This window comes from Pedobacter polysacchareus, from assembly GCF_019802255.1.
Lineage (GTDB): Bacteria > Bacteroidota > Bacteroidia > Sphingobacteriales > Sphingobacteriaceae > Pedobacter > Pedobacter polysacchareus.
In genome coordinates this window covers 75,935-94,781 of record NZ_JAHYSS010000009.1, presented here as the reverse complement: position 1 = coordinate 94,781, position 18,847 = coordinate 75,935, and the positions used below count along the sequence as shown (strand labels likewise).

The 18,847-nt window shown below is 43.1% G+C and carries 8 protein-coding genes; all 8 read right to left on the bottom strand.

Annotated features, from left to right (window positions below):
- Positions 1-47: 47 nt before the first annotated feature.
- The 8 genes from K7X70_RS23325 to K7X70_RS23290 all read right to left on the bottom strand — a co-directional run bounded on the left by K7X70_RS23325 (position 48) and on the right by K7X70_RS23290 (position 18,657).
- Positions 48-1,319, bottom strand: coding sequence for a glycoside hydrolase family 88 protein (locus K7X70_RS23325; RefSeq protein ID WP_255607594.1), 1,272 nt, complete (start codon positions 1,317-1,319; stop codon positions 48-50).
- 75 nt (positions 1,320-1,394) lie between these two features.
- A complete protein-coding gene (locus tag K7X70_RS23320; protein WP_222539318.1) occupies positions 1,395-2,423 on the bottom strand; it encodes a DUF5017 domain-containing protein in 1,029 nt (342 codons plus the stop codon).
- A 19-nt stretch (positions 2,424-2,442) separates the two neighbouring features.
- On the bottom strand, positions 2,443-4,446 hold the full coding sequence (locus K7X70_RS23315; protein WP_222539317.1) for a RagB/SusD family nutrient uptake outer membrane protein: 2,004 nt from the start codon (positions 4,444-4,446) through the stop codon (positions 2,443-2,445).
- A gap of 18 nt (positions 4,447-4,464) precedes the next feature.
- Complete coding sequence (locus tag K7X70_RS23310; RefSeq protein ID WP_255607591.1) at positions 4,465-7,617, bottom strand: SusC/RagA family TonB-linked outer membrane protein; 3,153 nt, start codon at positions 7,615-7,617, stop codon at positions 4,465-4,467.
- Positions 7,618-7,743: 126 nt separating this feature from the next.
- Positions 7,744-9,852: a chondroitinase-AC gene (gene cslA, locus K7X70_RS23305; protein WP_222539316.1), complete on the bottom strand. Its 2,109-nt coding sequence runs from the start codon at positions 9,850-9,852 to the stop codon at positions 7,744-7,746.
- A gap of 36 nt (positions 9,853-9,888) precedes the next feature.
- Complete coding sequence (locus K7X70_RS23300) at positions 9,889-11,289, bottom strand: sulfatase (RefSeq protein WP_222539315.1); 1,401 nt, start codon at positions 11,287-11,289, stop codon at positions 9,889-9,891.
- 13 nt (positions 11,290-11,302) lie between these two features.
- Positions 11,303-14,356, bottom strand: a complete 3,054-nt coding sequence (locus K7X70_RS23295; protein WP_222539314.1) for a chondroitinase family polysaccharide lyase — start codon at positions 14,354-14,356, stop codon at positions 11,303-11,305.
- A gap of 116 nt (positions 14,357-14,472) precedes the next feature.
- The gene (locus K7X70_RS23290) at positions 14,473-18,657 is read right to left on the bottom strand and encodes a hybrid sensor histidine kinase/response regulator transcription factor (RefSeq protein ID WP_222539313.1); all 4,185 of its coding nucleotides are present in this window, start codon (positions 18,655-18,657) and stop codon (positions 14,473-14,475) included.
- Between the last annotated feature and the right edge of the window lie 190 nt (positions 18,658-18,847).

Below are 18,847 nucleotides of genomic sequence, written 5' to 3'. Positions count from 1 at the left end.
AAATCAATAGATTTAAGGGGTTTTAACATTTTTATAAGCTTTAAACCTTATTTCATCAACTTCTGATACCTCAGCAAAGCCTCTAAAAAGTAATAATCCGCGTAAACCAAGGGCACATCAACCTCAGAATTATGAGGCAAACTACCCACAGAATGTTTCAGGATAAAACCAGAATTGGTACCTGGTTTCGCTAAATAATCAGGACCCGATAAAGAAGTCAACATCTGCTCTGCCCCTTTAAAATACTGCGGACCTTTTGCTGAAAATGTGCTCAATTCCAACAGAGCCGAAGCAGTCAGCGATCCTGCCGAAGCATCACGTGGAATGTAATTCAGTTTTTTCGCATCATAAGCCCAATCCGGCTTATATCCTGCCTGATTCACATTAAAATCCCAATAAGGAATCTTATCTTTTGGCAGATTGGAGTGGTTAAGGTAAAAATCTGCTGCTTTTTCAGCTGCTGCCAAAAAACGCTTATCTTTTGTTTCTCTATACATCATCGTGAAGCCATAGATCGCCCAGCCTTGTCCACGAGACCAGGTCGAATTGTCTGCATATCCCTGATTGGTTTGCTGATGAACCACATTTCCATTCGCATCGTAATCTACCACATGATAAGTACTGAAATCTGGCCTGAAATGATTCTTCATCGTGTTTAAAGCATGACTAATCGCCACATCTTTGTATTTTGGATTTCCTGTTAACTTTGAAACATAACACAGCATTTCTAAATTCATCATGTTATCAATAATCACCGGATATTGCCAGGTGGTTTTATTATCCCATGATTTCTTTGCATTCCAGGATTTAATCAGACCTACTTTAGGATCAAACCTAGTCAATGCAGACTCTGCCGACTGGATTAAGATCTTATGGTATTTCTCTATTTTCTCCGGATCTTTTTCAAATCTTAGTGCATTACCATACGAGCAGTACATCACAAAGCCAACATCATGGTGCTGGGTTAAAAACTGCCCTTTTTCCAGCGCTTCCGTCCATTTTGTCGCCGCAGCTTTCCATTCTGGCTTTTGCGTGTATTCATAGATATACCAGAGTCCGCCTGGAAAAAATCCACCCGTCCAGTCCCAAACATCAGTGCTCTTTACCGAGCCGTCTTTATTGGTAGTTCGCGGAAACTGACTTAAGTCTGTAGCCGTTTTCAACAATTGCCCATACTGTTGCTCTGCAACGTCAAAATCATTTTTAATCATTGCCGACTTTGGCGAAAACAATAAGAATGAAGAAGTGGTTACCGACACCGCTAGTGCCGATGCCAGCAGCAGGTTACGCATTTTCTTCTTAAGATTGGTTAATTTCATTCGTGTGTATTTGTAGGTTATATATTCTAAAGATATTTATTTTTATAAGCATAAAACCGCTGATTTTAAAGAAAATCAGGGATTAATAATGGTAATTGGCAATTGTCTGACTACTGCCGACATTCCATCTACAGTATTGTTTGAGGCCACAAATGTCACGTTGTAAGCACCTGCCGGATAAGTGACCAATGGCTTGTAAGTTTTCAGCAATGTATTGATGTCCTTCACCGCAACCCCACCATCAGGCGTCACTTTTCTCAAATCAATAGCCCCCATAATCGCCCAGGACTCCGCCGGAGCAGTAGCCGTTAGCGCAGTGCTCGCACCGGTAATCACCAATGAACCAGCAGTACCGATTCCAGCACTGTAAACCCAATTGTAACCCAGGGTATTTAAATTCGGATTACTGATGCTTAACCAGCCCAATCCTGGCGAATTTACGCCGTAATTGGTAATCGATTGGTTCGAAGCCGCAAAATTTGCCTGCGTATAAACCGTCTTATCCTCCAGCACATTTTGGAGAGATAAAGCACTGATCGTCCATTTGTTCTGAATCGTTCCTGCGGTCGCACTGTATTTAAAAGCAATAAACACGGGCTTCCCCTGCTCCGTAAAATCAGAAAGATCAATAAGCCCTGAGGAAACTGCAGTTCCCGTAGACCAGGCCGCACGACTACTAATATCCACCCAGGTAGCCGACGCAATATTCGCATTCGTGGCCGCCGTATCTCTGGTAATCACGCCCAGGATCGTCTGCGACTTCGCCACTACCCCTTTGAAATCTGAGGACACCAATAATTGAATGGAATTGGCCTGCGTACCATTTGCCCTTAACGAGGTAAATTGGAGCTGCGCCTTCCCATTTGCAGTGATCCGGTCTCTGAACTCATAACGCTGACCGATAGCACCAGAATAAAAAGTCAGCACATCAGGATTACCATTGATTTTATAGACAATCGTATCTTTTGTATTAAATGCAGCACTGGCCTCTCCATTTGTTTTCGTACTCATGACCTCAAATGAAACAGGCTTTTCATCTATTGATTTGCTGCAGGCCGACAAAAATAGTATGCCGGCCATTAAGCTTATATTTAAAAGTTTCATAATTTCTGTGTTTAAAGGATTACCAACCTGGGTTTTGAACTGCTGCTTTATTTACTGTAATCTCTGCTGCAGGGATCGGGAACAGCACATGCTTCGGCTGTACATTAGAGCCTGCCAAACCACCGTAAGAAAAGGTAGTACCTCCAGTTGCCCGGATATCTGCACCAACCGCATTCATCGTGCTCTGCCATTTTCCCCAGCGAATTAAATCCGGTTTTCTCAAAGCCTCAAAACAAAGTTCCATTGCACGTTCATCCTCAATTGCCTCCTGGAATTTATCCTTGCTCAATCCTGCAGTCAGGTCAACAACAGAAGTCGCAACAGTTGCGGTTGCTGTCGCTCTGAGACCTGCATAAGTGAATACCGCTCCAGTTACCACAGCCGAAGAAGCGCCAAAAGTTTGCGTAGGCCCTGTTGCAGTAGCAGTACCAGCAGTAGTTACCGTATACAAATTATTCCCATTGAATACCTGTGTACCCACACTATAAACAGTACCTGCAGCCCAGGCAGTTCCAATCGTTACCGTTGGGACCGAAGTATAGCCAGAACCAGGATTCAATACCGAGATGGCCGTTACTTTTCCATTAGAAGTAGAAACCGTAGCTTGTGCAGTCGCACCTGTACCTCCGCCGCCAGTAATCGTTACCTGGATATTGTTCAAAGTAATGTTATAACCCGTATTTCCCGCTGTCGCTAAATTGATGTTATTTAACACAGAAACGCTCACATTAGCCGTGGCCACATTAATTCCATAAGCCCTCCTCCTCACTTGATTGATAGCATCATAAGCCAGACTCGTTGCCCCATTCAAATGATTTTCGGCCTCTGCCAGCATCAATAACACATCTGCATACCTTAAAAGAGGGTAATTGATAGGGGTTACATTTTTATTTTTATTGTCATTCAGATAAGCCTCTCTTCTAAACTTCGCCGCATCACGATTGAAGACCTGCGCAGGCGTATAATAGTTGTAATAATAACGGTCAGTATAAATACTGATGTAATTGAAAGGTGCAATGTTCCAGTCTCTTCTTAAATCACCTGGCTGAAATAGATTAAACAATTTTGAGGTCGTGTGCAAAAACCCATAACAATAGCCAATTTTCAGCTCGATACCATTAGTCGCCTGCTGCTGGATTCCCGCTAAACTGCCAACCCTGCCTCCAGAGCCCAGGCCATCTGCCCCATTCCCTTTGAACTCCACTTCCCACATGCTTTCTTTAATGTCATATAAGTCCTGGTGCATATTTACAAACAGCTGCTTGTAACTCGGATTTAAACTGTGTAATCCGGATTCCTTAACTTTCAAAGCCCAGGCCTTTGCGGCTGCATATTTTGATTCCTCTTTTAAAGGCGCTCCAGCCATGGTTAAACAAACCCTGGCCAGGATTCCCTGAACGGTAGTTTTTGACACGCGACCGCCAAATCCGAAATCGGTAATGTTGTTCGTCAGACTTTCTGCCTGCTCCATATCAGCTAGAATCTGTGCATATACAGCTCTTACCGGTGTACGTGGTAGCTGTACATCTTCGCCGGATGGCGATTGAGTAGGCTCAATTTTAAGCGGCACATCGCCATAATTGCTGGCCAGCAGGAAATAATAATAGCCGCGCATGAACAGCGCTTCGCCCAAAATCGGCTTGCGTTTCGACTCCTCCATACTGGCGACATTGATGTTACTGATCAGCAAATTTGCCCGCTCAATCCCTACATAACACTGCTGCCATAAACCAGCAACATTCACATTGGCATAGTCAAAATTATAGACAGCAACCCCATCAGCTTGTGTCGATCTCTGATAAAATGCCTCATCAGAAACATTGAAATCTGTATTTAAAAAATTCGCATATAGCTGCTCAGTAGACAGCGGATAATATACTCCAGCCAAAGCGTTTAACAACTTTGCTTCGGTATCATAATATTCTTTAGGCAGTAAATTATCTGTAGGAACAGTCTCCAGGAACTTTTTGCAGGAAGTTAACCCTACACTCAACAGAAGAATTGAAAATATTAACTTTTTCATTTGAATAGGATTTGTAGGTTAGAAATTAACGTTTGCACCAAAAGCTATGGTTCTTGCTCTAGGATAACCACTATAATCGAAGCCTCCGGTTAATACCGAATTATAAGTACTCACCTCAGGATCAAGACCAGTATACTTTGTCCAGGTATACAGATTCTGCGCAGAAAGGAACATTCTAATCGATTTCACCTTCAATTTTTTCAGCAAAGTTTTAGGAACATTGTACCCGAATGAAACAGTTTTCAATCGCAGGAAGGAACCATCTTCTACTGTTCTTGATGAATAACCAGCTACAGAAAAACCACCGGTACGGTAATTTGATGCCCCTTGATTCTCTGGCGACCAGCGGTTGGAATAACTGTCGAACTGCTCCAAAAATCTTTTACCCAATCCATTTCCTTCAAACACCAAACGGTTGGTATTCTGAATATCATTGCCATAAGACCATTGAAAAAACACGTTCAAATCAAAGTGCTTATACGTGAAGTTGTTAGAAAATCCACCGGTATGTAAGGGCAAGCTATTCCCAATCACGGTATGATCAGCAGAATTGATGGTACCGTCCCCATTGAGGTCCTTATACTTGATATCTCCGGGTTGGATGTTCTGTCTGCTGTTACCGTTTCCAGGCACATTATCCTTCAACAGGTATTCGCCAGTCGAGCTTTTTGTGAAGTCGCTATATTGGTAATTTCCCTCCCAGATAAAGCCATACATCAAACCCAAAGGTTCACCAATTTTCGCGATATAAGATGGAATATTGGAATAGGCATTGTCCCAGCTAGTCGTAGACAGCAACGTTTCCTGATCCTCAGCCAGGGCCAACACTTTATTTCTATTGAAAGAAATATTGAAACTGCTATTCCACTGGAAATCCTTTTTGTTGATATTGACCGTGCTGATCGTCAGCTCCAATCCTCTGTTAGACACCGCGCCCACATTCTTAAATGCAGAAGTATAACCAGATGAAGTAGGCAATGTTGCCCTCAATAATAAGTCTTTAGTATTCTTTTTATACACATCCGCAGTCAGCGAGATTCGGTTCTTCAAAAAGGCCAAATCTATACCTGCATCATACTGATCCGTAGTTTCCCATTTCACCTTTGGATTTCCAATAGTAGTAGGAATCACACCTGTCACATAACCATTGTTCCATGGATAGGAATTGCCGGGAAGGATGTCTATCGACGATAAATACGCAAAATCACTTACCCTGTTATTTCCTGTTTTACCATAACTTGCCCTTAACTTACCATCTGAAAGGATTTTACTGTCTTTCAGGAAATCTTCCTTAATAAAGCGCCATGAAGCCCCGATAGAAGGGAAAAAGCTCCATTTATTATCCGTAGAAAACTTCGAAGAACCATCCGCACGGTAAGAAGCCTCCAGGTAATATTTAGACTGATAATTGTATTTCGCTCTTCCAAAAAATGAAGCCAAAGTCCACAATGAACTCGTAGCAGTAGTTACAGGGCTAATGGTACCTTCATTTAAGCCGCTAATCCCCAGCTTTTCATTAGGCAAAAGAATGGCCCCAAAACCATAAGCATTGGAAGTATTGCCCTGTGTAGAAAAACCAGCCAGCATATTCAGGTTGTGCTTTTTATTAAAAGCCTTCGTCCAGGTCAAGGTATTCTCATTTGACCAGTTATTGCTGTTGGCTTCAACAATAGAGCCGTTCACGCCATTGATTTTTCCTGGTGAAGTTTTTGGACTTCCAGGATAAGTGTTCGAATTGTTGAACACCTCACTGATCACTCTGGAATTATTAATACCTCCGGTGATCCTTAATTTTAAAGAAGGAAGAATGGCATAATCCAGGTAACCGCTTGCATTCAGATTATGTGTCATATTATTCCTCAACAGGTTTTTCTGGTTCAGAATCGGATTAAATTTATAATCAATTCCACTGGCAGTCGTCTCATCCAATGCATCATCAAAAGTCAGTTCACTGGTTGGGTTATATCCCCATACACTATACAGGATATTAGTAGTTCCACTTCCACCAGTTCCCTGAGCAGCCGAATTTCCGGAGCGCAGCAAATAAGCGTAGTTGGCATTGATCCCTACTTTTAACTTATCATTTAGGGTCTGGTCCAAAGTCACCCTCCCCTGATATCTTTTGTAAGCGGTATTGATGATCGTTCCTTTCTGATCATTGATATTTCCGGAAACCGAATAAACAGTTTTGCCGGCACCACCCCTTAAAGCCAAAGAATAATCCTGTCTGACTCCGGTCTGAAAAAATGGTTCCTGCCAATCCGTAAATGGAACATTTCTATAATCTTCCAGCGTTCTGTTCGGTTTAGTCAGCAATACATAAATCGGAGTTGGATCTGCTGCCGAGCCCGGAGAATTGGGAACAAACTCCAATTGCATTTTAGCAAACTCGTAGTTGTTCATCAACTTCATCGTTTTGATGTTTTTATCTAAACTCAGTGTGGGGTTGAAAGAAATTACAGGATCGCCTACTTTTCCTTTTTTAGTCGTAATCATGATTACTCCATTCGCACCCCTTGCCCCGTATATCGAGGTTGCAGAGGCATCTTTAAGCACATCAATAGATTCTACTTCCTGAGGATCGAATACATTCAGGTTAAAACCTTCAATCGGAAAACCGTCTACTACATATAAAGGGCTGTTATTTTGAGTGATAGAGTTGGCTCCTCTGATCACGATATTTACGGAAGAACCCGGCTGTCCATCTGAAGAGTTTACCTGTACACCGGCAACGCGGCCTGCAAGGGCCTCGTCGATCGAACGAACTGGTGCTTTAACCAGGTCTTTCATATCCACCTGTGCTACTGAACTGACCAGGTCTGCTTTTTTAGAAGTACCATATCCGATCACCACCACATCGTTTAAGTTTTTGCTGTCCTCAGCGAGGATGACATTAACCGTGCTCCTATCGCCAACAACAATTTCTTTCTTGAGATAACCAATATAGGTAAATACCAGGGTGGCACTCCCCTCCTTTGGTACCTGAATAGAGAACTTTCCATCCTGATTGGTCGTAGCGCCAACCTTTGTTCCCTTCAACTGCACACTTACGCCAACCAAGGGATCCCCGCTGCCTTGTTCTGTGACCTTTCCTTCCAGCCGCCGCGTTTGTTGCGCGTAAGCAGTCATGGCAAAAAAAAGGCACATAAAAATCATGTAAATTTTTCTCATACTTCAATTGGTTTAAATTTGGTTTATGCTGAAGCAACCCGAAGATTACCTCAATCAAATTTGAGCATCAATGTGGTTAACAAGGGGGTGCTATTTAATTTAATTGAGGGTAATAATCGGTTAAAACTATTTCAGCGTTACCGTAGAACCGGCAAATGCTTGTTGAGGAAAGCTAATCGGATGTTCCGCAGTCTTCCCATCTTTTAGATTTTTAATGCTGATCAGGGCCTTACTTTCCTTTTGCAGAGGATCCGCAGCAGAGATGACAAATTTCCCGTTTTCCATTTTAATTAAAAGCGCACAAGGCTTATCTGACTGGATTGTATAATCTGCAGTGCTGAAAACTCCAGGCTTATAAAACACCGCCTGAATCATATTTAACTTTTCATGACTCACCGCCTGAAGCGCCCCGGTATTCACCAGAATCTTAATCCCAGACTTGCTGAAATCGCTCAAAGGCGCTGTATTTTTAATACCCGGAAAAACGACATAAGCATATTTTCCACCTGCAGGTTTCAGCCCATGGTTGATCCATAATTTAAACACATTTCCGGAAAGCTCCGCTTTTGGATGGGAATTATTAATGCGGAACCAGTTTCCTTTCTGGGTACTGCTGCTCAAAGTGATGGCCGCAGGCTCAGGAAAAACATAACCAATTCCATCATGTAGGATCCAGCTCTGCTGTTCATTTTGGAAACTCTCCGTTTTCCCTTTTCCAAATTTACCTTTAAAAGCAGTACCCAATACATCGCCGTTCAACCAGCTCTGGTTAAGCGTAGTCACAATCGGTTCTGCAGTATTGCTGTGGATGTCTGCTCCCAAACAAACGATCTCCTGATCAAAGAAAAACCAGGCCTTTTTTGCGGAAAGACTATCATAATTCAAGGCATAGGCCGATGCACCATAAACGCCATCAGATACCCCGCCGGCAAAAGCATTGCTGCCATCTTCACCCCAGAACTTCGAGGTCAGGCGATCTTCCTGGTAATCTCTGGTCGTCGTTCCAGGAATTTTATCCCATTCCCAAATCGGCATAATGTTATAATACTCCGGTCCGCGAACCTGGATATTAGTTGCGCCGTCCGACAAATACCTGCCATACAAATTCTCTTTATTTCCAGACTCGCTGCGCTTGGTACGGTTACTGACCATCCTGACATTAAAAGAATACCCAGGTCTGCTGTGGATCACATAATCCCCGTTCCAGAATTGCTTGTGCAAAGGCGTAATCTTATAATCCGGTGCGGCACTGCTGTCCGTTCGCGCAATTGCCGCTTTCCATTCCTCCCCATGCGATGGATCAATCAAAGCTGCAATCAGCAGCCTGCTTTTCTCCGTGTTTTTTCTTAAAATATTCGGCCTGCTCACACCGCGTCCCTCTACGTTAAAGTCCATATAACTCCCTCTTATGGCTTTCAAATAAGTTTCACGGTAGTATTTAGAAAACAGTTCCAGCTTTTCCTTACTAATGGCATAAGGCGTGCCCTGTACATAATTGATCATTTTTAATACCCCGGTGATAAATACCAGACCATAGCTGGAGATCTGCAGCTGCGGACCATGCTGTAAATAAGAAAAGTCATATTGCAAACCCTCTTTATAATGCACCAGTTTGATCGGATCAAACAGTTCAGCAGTTGATGTTGCCAACAAGGCCTGATCACGTGTCAGCAATGCCCTATAAAAATAATGCAGAGCGATATCCGTTTTATTGGCGCCAGTCTGCTTTTCAGGATCTCCACGCTTCATTCTTTCGATCAGCATCGCTTCTAAATCTGCAGGAATCCTGCTTTCTCCATTCCGCAGCATGATCAATATTTCCCCTAAAGCTTGTGGTGTTGCAATTTCATTGTGCCACCAGTTGCTGCTTTTAGGATCCATTTCGTACCAATATTTCAAGGCCTTACTGATATCATTCAGCACCTCTTCATTGCTAAAAAAACGACTGTCTTTTGTCACATAGGCCTGAACAAGATTTTCTACTTTCAACAAATGCTCTCCAGGCTGCCAATTGGTAATCGTGTTTGCAGCATAATCTATTCCCTTCCAACTGCCATTCGCTTGTATCGTTGCGAGATTCTTTTCTGCTGATTTATCCAGGGAAAGCACCGGTTTTCTAAGGTCGAGCACTATCCGCTGCATAATTAATCCAGCTGGGTCAGTCTGCTGTGCTGCTGCTAGTCGCGGGTTAAGCATCATTACCGCCAATACCCCTGTTAACAAGATTTTCTTCATTGCGCTTAAATTTGGTTGGTTCTTTTTTTTATTAGGTTAAGGATACATTCTTTCCATCTCACGGCCGGTAGTTTCCATACGATGTTTCATAATTTGGTTCTGATCGCCATAAGAACTGATCCAATGGGGCTGGTCTAATCCCTTTTCCCATTGCATAAGTTTCGCCAGCATCGCTTTTACAACAGCTGGATGCTGCTGCGCTATATTATGCTTTTCAGAAAAGTCTTTTGTCAGATCAAACAATAAAACATTGTCTTTCACACGGATTAGTTTCCATTGATTTTCCCGCATAGCTGCAGCTACTCCTCTTCTCCAGTACAAAGCCTGGTGAGGAGCTTTCTGCTGCTGTCCCTTCAGGTAAGGCAATAGGTTGACACCATCCAGTTTTTTAATCCCTTTTTGTTTGCCATTCCCCGCAGCAATAGCGGTTGGCAAAATATCCAATGCACTGACAGGAAGTGTATATGTTTTGTTTTCAGGAAGCTGTCCCGGCCATTTCATCAGCATCGCAACGCGGATGCCACCCTCCCATTTCGACCCTTTCATACCCCGTAAGGGCCCATTATCTGATGAATTCACTGTGGCACCACCATTATCGTTCACAAAAATAATCAAGGTTTGCTGATCCAGCTGGTGCTGTTTGATCGCTTCCAAAACCCGACCAACATTATCATCAAGCGAAGTCATCATAGCTGCATAAGCCCTTCTTCCAGGATCAGCAATCGAAGCATAACGCTCCATCAGGTCTTTCTTGGCATTCATTGGCGTATGCACCGCATTATAAGAAAGGTACATAAAGAAGGGCTTTTCTTTATTTTCGCCGATAAAACTGATCGCCTTATCGGTAAACATATCGGTCAGGTAGCTGACCTTACTTTCCGGAACTACTTCCGAATTGCTGTACAATGCCTGCTCTTTGGTCGGTGTAGTTTTATAGGCAAAAAAATCCCTGTGACCACCGATAAAACCGTAAAACTCATCAAATCCCCGTTGTAAAGGAAAGTGTTTGGCTTCCTCTCCCTGGTGCCATTTGCCGATGGCGATGGTTTTATAACCATTGGCCTTCATTTCATCAGCTATGGTCTGCTCCGCAGGATCCATTCCTACATCAGTTAAATTGAATCCAGGAGCAACCAGGTGAGACGTATTGTGTTCAAAACCAAAACGCTGCTGATAGCGACCGGTTAAAATACCTGCCCGGGATGGTGCGCATACCGATGCAGATACATAAGCATCCGTAAACAGGATTCCCTTAGCCGCAATGCCATCAATGTTTGGGGTTGGAATTTGCTTCCCACCATAACAGCCAAAGTCGACATACCCCGCATCATCACTCACAATAACAATTACATTAGGCTTTGTTAAAGCCTTATTTTGTGCTGCAGCACTGCCGGTAATCCCTAAAGCCAGCACAGCACAGATGATCAAATTCTTCATTTTTCAGACTATTTTAATTCTTTTTAATCCATTCAATGTTGGTGGCAATCCCATCCGCACAAGGTACAGAAATCAGTGTATTTCCATCTGGCTGTACTATCGCTTCCACATTATCCTGAGCCGATTTCGCTGCCCATTTCCCTTTAATCAGCAGTTTAACCAGAGATGGTTTTGATGGAGAACGGTACCATTTACGGGAATAAATGCTGACTTCCTTCCTTTTACCATCTGCCATCACCGGACTATCATCCGGTCCCTCATAAAAAGCAAGATCTGGATCGGTAACCGACATAGACAGCCGCTCCCCCTTTTGCTGATACATCAGCAAACATGGTCTGCTGTTGCCCATCACCAGGCTATCTGATAATTTTTGCTGAGTCCCAAAAATTGCCAGACCAACCAGCTGCTCCGGAGCATACCATACGATATGTGCCGCAGTATCCTGCTGCAAAACCTTGTACACTGGTTTCTCGCTTTTCATCTTTAAAGCCAGACTATCTAGTGCGGGCTGATTTGTTTTGATTAGCATCGCATACTGATATCCTGCATCTGCAGGTGCATTTCCATGCTGCAGAACCAACTTTGCAAAATTGCCGCTCGTTGCCCGGCTATCTTTCTGATCCCTGGAAACCTGCAAAGACTTACTGAACACAGCATTTCCTCCGTCAGGAATATAATACCCAATGTTGCGGTTGTCAATCAGGGTTAAAACTTTCCCCGCATCCCCCTTACTAGTGTAAGGAAATGCGCTGATCTCCTTTCCATCCAGCTGGATCACCGCTTCAGGATCATTCAGGTAATTCTGGAACAAAGTGGTTTCTGTGGGATAATCAGCCCGCGTATTTTTAATTCCGGAACCTAAACTAACCACCAGGTGATTAAACATAAACCAGGATTTCCTAGCCCTGAAGCTGCCCATATCATATTTATCATGGCCATGAACTTTCATCGCAAATAGGCCATTTTTCTCAAAGCTGGTACCACCTGCGAAAGGCTCGTCAGAAATCAGCATTTCTTCTATGCCGCTATCGTCATCTGCATTGATGATGTTGGCCTTCAGCTGCGCTAGAGGAAGATGAAGGGTAGTTGTTCCCGGAATGTTATTCCAGTCCCAGCCCTCATCTCTAAAATTACTGCCGTCACCTGTTTTAGTCTCCGGAAATAAGACCTCCAGATGCCCATAGCCCAGGTATCGCCCATATACATTGGCGCCAGGATAAGACTCATGACTTACAAAATACCGGTTATGTCCTCGCAAGCTGAGCAGCCAATCCTCGCGGCGGTGAAGATCAAACAAACCATAATTAAGGTTCCAATGACCGCTGGTATACCCTATGGGCTTAATCTGACTATTCTTAAAAGCAGTCATCCATTTGTTCTGTTTCCCCTTGTTCAGCATCAGGTAAATCGAAGCCATTAAAGTATCTGTTTTCAACTGTCCATCTGGCGAACCTGCCATCGCCATATAGGCATAAGCAATATCTGCAATGCGCCCGCTGCCTGTTGGATGGCGCCCGGAAACGCTCAATGGCCATTGGTAGGGATGGGTATAATAATGCATCATCAGCAAACTATGCTTTAAACTTTCATGGGCAGCGGGTTCTACCCGAAAAGAGGTGCCGCTCAGGACATAAAGGATCGGTGCGATTCCGGCATAACCGCCTATACCGTAGGCCGGGTAAAGATTACCATGGTGAAAAACGGCACCATCAGGTTTAAAAGCGCCTTCAATCGTGTGATCTGGTATTATATTTTTGGAAAGCCATTTGGAATAACTCTGCAGATACTGCAATTTTTCAAGGCCGTCGTCCAGGATTAAAACCGAAGCCAGCATTCCTCCAAGCAAGGTATTAAATACGTCAATATTGGAGGCCGGCAACTGATCTGGAAGCTGTAAACTGCGTCCTAAACCGCTAAACCAAGCCATACTTTTAAAAGTCCGGTCCAGCTTACCTTGCTGCTTAATCAGGTCTTTCATCAGTAAACAAGCTGGATAATAACTGGCAAGGTTATAGCCAAGATGGTGCAATGCCCCCATCCCGCTGCCATAGGCCCAGCCCTGATCTTCCAGGTGATCCAAAAGATCTATAAATAGTTGCCCCAGTCTTTCTTTGTCATTCACAAAGCCAGGAGCATGATAAGCCTGGGCAATCTGCAGCATCAATTGGGTATAGCGCTTGATGCCAGATAAACGGTTGATCTCCTTGAGTTTTTCATCCGGAGAAAAGGAAACCAGCTCCACATCATTTGTGGAAAATACCGGCCGGCCACCAATGCTTCCTCCAGCGCGGCTGATGTTCCAATAGGCATACGCTTGCTCCAATTCAGTTAAAGCATTTTTTGTCGAAGTTTTCCCTGCAGGCAGCAACAGCTGCTCCCGATACCTTTTGCCAATCTGGTCAAGCTCCGCCTGAATGCTTGTGCTCAGCTTCCCTGGTAATGGCAAATATTGCGGCATTCTATTAAATGCATATAAGGAGGTCCAATGTGCATTTGCCGCTTTATCTCCGTCTGGATTAACAAATGGTACCTGCTCATCCCGCATCGGGGAACGTGGATTTATGCTGGCTGTAAGGATGAGCTGATCGATAAAAAGGCTACCCTTATTCAAGCTGGCAGGGGCCGATATGCTCAGCTGATTCATTTCTGCAGCTGGTTTCCCAGCCATATCTCTGTGATACATAACCCAGGCAGTTCTCCAGCCTTTGAAATTAAGCTTAAAGTTAAAACTGCTCATGGTTTTATCCTTTGTTCCGAATTTGAATACCAGCTGATCATTCAGTGGTTTTTCATTATAAATCCAGACCACGAAAGTACTTCTCGGGTTTCCCACAACAGCCTTAAGACCTTCATCAGAAATCGTCAGCATGCTTTTCCCAGCCCCATTCCAGTCCCATTTTATAGATTGCTTCCCTAATTTAAAATGATTGCTGCTCATCGATAAGCTGCCATTCACAGCAGTCCATTTTTTTGGAACGCTGCTTTCACAAACGTCAGCTTGAGTTTGCGCAAAACTGCTCATGGTCTGGCAGCAAATAAATAATAAAACGAAAAACAAACGGTTCATACCTGGCCTTTTTGGGATATTTGGTTACTATAGGATTTAAATATTGGTCCTATAGGATTCAAATATTCATTTTTAATCCAGGAAATAAGGGCGACAAATCAGTTAAAAAGGGGGCATTAATCTGTTTTTTGAATATAGTCTGATGGAGCCAGTCCGAATTGCTTGCGAAACTCTTTGCTAAAATACTTCCGGTCATTAAAACCAACCGCATAGGCCACTTCAGAAACATTCAGTTTGCCTTCCGACAATAATTGGGCTGCTCTTTTTAGCCGCTGGGATTTGATAAAATCAGTGATCGATAAACCCGTGATGGCCTTGATCTTTTTATAAAGTACCGTCTGGCTCATTCCAATATGTTCAACCAGACCGCCCACATTGAATTCAGGATCTTCCATATTTTCTTCCATCAGCTGCATCAGCTTATTTAAAAACTTCCCTTCCGGAGATTCCGTTTCCGGTAGTTTTGGGGTCAGCATTAACTGACGCAGGTATTTCTGTTTTAACTCCTCCCGCCCCTGTAAAATATTACGGACACTGAGCTCCAGCACCTGAATGCTAAAAGGCTTGGTCATGTAAAGATTTGCTCCTGCCTCCAGGCCATTTACCAGATGCAGCGCTGAGGCCATAGCGGTGAGCATGATCACCGGGATGTGATTCGTCCGCTCTTCTTTTTTTAACCGCTGACAAAGTTCGAGGCCATTCATTTCCGGCATGGTCACGTCACTAATGATCAGATCGGGAAGATGTGAAGTGGCCATCTCCCATCCTTCCATTCCATTCACCGCTTCAATAATATGATAAACAGACTGCAGCGACTGTACAATAAATCCCCTCAATTCATCATTGTCTTCAACGACCAGAATGCTGTACTTCTTTTCATCAGATTGCAGTGCTGTTTCCGCAGCCAATTGATCCGCTGATTCGGTTGGCTCTTCTGCCAATCCAGCGCCCCCTACTGCTGGTTCAGTTAGCACTCCTACTGATTCCTGCTGTTCAGACATCGTTTTTGCCGAGTGCTCAAGATCGCTGATTTCTTCTTCCTTGAAATGTGATTTCCCTAACCATAAACCTACAGTCAGCATGGTTCCTCCATCTTTCCCCTCCACCGCAGCTGTACTGGAAACTGAAATTTCTCCTTTATGCAGTTCAACAATATTTTTAACCAGGGCCAGACCGATTCCCCAGCCTTCAGCAGCAATATTTTTAGATTTTACCTGGTAAAAATTACCAAAGATTTTATCCTGCAATTCTGCAGGAATCCCAACTCCCGTATCCGCGATAACCACTTTTACCTGATCCTTGCCCAAATTGATGGAAAAACTAATTCTACCGCCATCAGGGGTATATTTAAAGGCATTGGAAAGGATATTGTAAAACACCTTTTCTAGCTGGCCAGCGTCAAAATAAAGTTGAACTTCGGGCACATTACTGCTGAAACTATAGTCTATATTTTTAAGCTCAGCCAGATGGGAGTAGGTTTCATAAATGCTGCGGCAAAAAGCAACCAGTTCATGGGAAGAAACCTGAAGTCTGGTATTTCCAGTTTCGATCTTTCTAAAGTCCAGCAATTCGCTGATCAACCGAAGCAGTCTTTCGGTATTTTTCTTCACGCCCAGCAATGGCTGATGAACGGTATTATTTTCTCTGGTCAGCTTGAGCAGTTTTTCAAGCGGCGCAAAAATAAGGGTAAGCGGAGTACGGATCTCATGAGAAATACGGGTAAAGAAATCCAGCTTCATCTGGTACAGTTCTTCCTGCCTTTCATTATTCAACTGCTCATAATACAACTCGGATTCTAACCTTTGCTGTCTGCGGGTAAAGCGCAGGACAAAATAAAGCAACGCTGCTGCTGCAATCGCATAACCCAGATAAGCCCACCAGGTTTGCCATAATGGAGGTAAAATACGAATTTCCATACTTGCCGGAACTTCATTCCAAAGGCCGTCATTATTGCTCCCTTTGACTAAAAACCTGTATTTACCTGCCGGCAGATTGGTATAAGTTGCAGAAGGCATATTCACATAATTCCAATCCTTTTCAAATCCTTCCAGTTTATAGGCGTATTGATTCCGCTGAGGCTGGATATAATTCAGCGCCAGGAAATCTATGGTAAAAATATTCTGTCCTGCAGAAAAAGTAATCTCCCTGGTAAAGCTGATGTCGGCTTTTAGTAATTGATCGGGACCATCAATAGCAACGGGTTTATTGAATAACTTTAAACCTGAAAACACGATTTTTGGGACAGTCGTATTTTCTTTAATATCTCTGGGAGTAAATGCCACCAGGCCATTATAACTTCCAAAATATAATTTCCCATGTTCATCCTTATAAGCAGAGTTTACATTGAATTCATTGGCAGGCAGTCCGTCGCTAATGTTATAATTTTTAAAAGACTTCCTTGCTTTATCAAATTTGGTCAGGCCACGGTCGGTACTCAGCCATAAATTTCCCTCATTGTCTTCCAAAATATCGATGATATTGTCGCTAGCCAAACCATCCGCCTTGGTATAGGTAGTAAAAGTATTGGTTTTAGGATGATAAAGGCTCAATCCACCCCTTAAAGAACCTACCCAGATGTTATGCTGCTGGTCTTCTTTTACACAATTGATCTGGTTGGATTTTAAGCTGTCTTTGTCCTTACTTTTAAAGAAATACTTAAAAGCTGAATGCTTATAATTTAACAGATTAAGACCTCTCGGTGTACCTACCCAGAGGTTTTTCTTAGAATCGGTATAGGCAAAACGAATGTAACCACTGCTCAGTCGAAGTCCCGAGCTTGGCAGCTCATTGATCAGTGAAAATCTTTCCTGCTCGGGATCAAACACATTCAATCCTTTTGAAGAGGTGCCCACTAATAAATGTCCATCCGGATTTTCCGTAATGCTGCTTACATAACCATAACTCAATGAATTAGGATTAGAGGGATCATGGCGATAATGTTTAAACTTACCCGTAGCTGGATTAAAAAGCTCCAATCCACCTTGAAAAAGCCCAATCCAAATTCGATTCTTGCTATCTTTAAATATCGCCTTTATGGTATTGTTGCTTAAACTTCCCGGATCTGCCGGATCATTCTGGTACTTCTTAAATACGCCGGTCTGAGTATTGAAATAATTCAGTCCCTGGCCCTCCGTTCCAATCCAGAGGTGCTGTTTTTCATCTCCTGCAATCACACTAATGATATCACTGCTGATACTGTTCCGATACTTATTGTATTTATAAACGTCGAAAGGAATGGTATTGCTATGCGTTACATTGACACCGCCAAACATGGTACCTATCCATACAGAACCCTGATTGTCCTCATAAATCTCTTTAATGGAGTTGTCACTTAAACTTTTGCGCTGATCGGCATCATGTTTATAATTGGTAAAGCGCAGCGTATGCGGGTCGATAATATTCAGTCCGTTCATCGTTGCCACCCATAAATCTCCATTTTTGTTGACGCTGATTTTACGGATGATATTATTGCTGATCCCATAAGGATGACCTGCCTGGTATTTAAAACGAATAAAAGACTGTGTTTCCGGAACAAACAAGTTCAAGCCATCCGCATCAGTTCCTATCCAGATTCTACCCAACTGATCCTGAGCAATGGTTCTGATAAAATTCCCACTGATGCTCTGCTGCTGCTCAGGACGATGGCGGAAGTTTGTAAATACGTACTTACCATTTTCCCAGCTCATTCTGCTGAGCCCCTCCGTAGTCCCTATCCAAATATCCCCCTTTCTGTCCTCAAAAACAGTATAGACAGAATTTCCTGCCAGCCCATCTTTTTGGTAAAACTTCTTAAACTTCCTGGAGGCAGGATCTTCCAGCATGCTCAAACCGGTATTTGTACCAAACCATACCCGGCCTTTACGATCCGAAAGTATGGAAAGTATAATTTTATCACTAATGCTATTCGGGTTTTTAGGATCAAAAGGAATGCGCTCAAAAGCATCTTTTTCTGGAATGTACCTGTTCAATCCGTTTTGAGTACCGATCCACAGGTTTTGCTTTTTATCTGATAATAAGGCATAAATATAATCCTCCGAACTGATACTGGCAGGATCATCAGGATTGTTGCGGTAAATTTTAACCCCTCTGCCATCGTAACGGTTCAGACAATCCCGGGTACCAAACCATAGGTATCCCCTGCTGTCTTTACAAATCGACAATACCGTACTTTGGGATAATCCATTCGTTACCGACAAATGATCAAAAGACAATTGGGCCAAAGAAAGTAAGAAAAAGCAATTGAGTATGATGGTCAGTAATACTCGTTTTGCCAGTATATTTTGGTTAGTAAGTTTAGTCATTTTCCGGTTTAAATATACAAAATAAACCTACTGAACAAATCTAAATCAGCTTAGGATCCTGATGAAAAACGGGGAGAAAAAACAATCCGACACTTCCTGATCTGTCAGTGAGATCCTTAATTTTCGGGAAGAACCAAACGGGAAGCACTCCAATTTCGAGTAAAATAGAGATGACAATTAATTATTTTTT